The organism is Bacillus sp. YH3-2-B2 (genome assembly GCF_053663335.1).
Window position 1 is genome coordinate 1 of sequence record NZ_JBSJQE010000012.1, and the last position, 1,214, is coordinate 1,214.

Sequence of the window (1,214 nt, forward strand, 5' to 3'; positions counted from 1 at the left end):
ACTCTCCGATAAAGTAGTTTGACTGACTACGCACATCGCTGTGCGATTTATTTAAAACTTTGAATTAACAGGTACGTTTTGTCTTGTTTAGTTTTCAAAGATCATTACCGCTTGTTGAAGCAGCTTTATTATCTTACCACTCAGCTTCTTTTGTGTCAACAACTTTTTTTAAGTTGTTTTCGAAGCTTTTTGTTGTTGTCTGCTGTCCATCAGCGACGTTTAATAATATACCACGGTGCTTCTCTATAAATCAAGCATTTTTTTTAAAAGAGAAAAAAGAAAACCAGTATATTATCTTTAAAGCTTGAGAATGGTCGGGAAGACAGGATTCGAACCTGCGACCCCATGGTCCCAAACCATGTGCTCTACCAAGCTGAGCTACTTCCCGATTTTTTAAAATATTATGGCGCGCCCGAGAGGAGTCGAACCCCTAACCTTTTGATCCGTAGTCAAACGCTCTATCCAATTGAGCTACGGGCGCAATTAATTTCACAATATCCCGTTGGGATAAAATGGAGCGGAAGACGGGATTCGAACCCGCGACCCCCACCTTGGCAAGGTGGTGTTCTACCACTGAACTACTTCCGCAAGTAAAAATGTAATGCATGGCCAGGATACAGCCTCAGATGGCGGTAAACCGTATTGTTATTTATACTGTTCATTATGACAAAAGTAATTATATCAAGGTTTTGATAAAAGTCAATACCGTTTAACAATTAATTATGTTAATCTCTTTTGCATCATTGAAGAGAGGCTTCATCAGAAGACGCGCTAAATACCTATACCTTAACTGGTACAATCAGCAACAGATTTTTACTGAACTAAACAAAAAATAACAGTTCCATAACATTCGGAAACTGCTTCAGATCAACGTATTTAGATAAGCTTCCAAGCGGGCTCGAACCGCTGACCTCTTCCTTACCATGGAAGTGCTCTACCTGCTGAGCTATGGAAGCAATGGCTCCGCAGGTAGGACTCGAACCTACGACCGATCGGTTAACAGCCGATAGCTCTACCACTGAGCTACTGCGGAATATTATAAGCTTCATAAACAAAAACATGGTAGATAAAATAAAAAGCTTGGCGGCGTCCTACTCTCACAGGGGGAAACCCCCGACTACCATCGGCGCTGAAGAGCTTAACTTCCGTGTTCGGCATGGGAACGGGTGTGACCTCTTCGCTATCGCCACCAAACCATTGAGAGTGTTCTCTCA

5 tRNA genes and 1 rRNA gene are annotated in these 1,214 nt (G+C 42.1%); all 6 read right to left on the reverse strand.

Features of this window, described 5'->3' with window-relative positions:
- Positions 1-311: 311 nt before the first annotated feature.
- Positions 312-388: transfer RNA gene (locus ACWJJX_RS19230), tRNA-Pro, on the reverse strand.
- A gap of 16 nt (positions 389-404) precedes the next feature.
- Positions 405-481 (reverse strand) — tRNA-Arg (locus ACWJJX_RS19235).
- A gap of 32 nt (positions 482-513) precedes the next feature.
- Positions 514-588: transfer RNA gene (locus tag ACWJJX_RS19240), tRNA-Gly, on the reverse strand.
- 295 nt (positions 589-883) lie between these two features.
- Positions 884-956, reverse strand: a tRNA-Thr gene (locus ACWJJX_RS19245).
- A 2-nt stretch (positions 957-958) separates the two neighbouring features.
- Positions 959-1,033 (reverse strand) — tRNA-Asn (locus ACWJJX_RS19250).
- 45 nt (positions 1,034-1,078) lie between these two features.
- Positions 1,079-1,194 (reverse strand): 5S ribosomal RNA (gene rrf / locus ACWJJX_RS19255).
- Positions 1,195-1,214 lie beyond the last annotated feature (20 nt).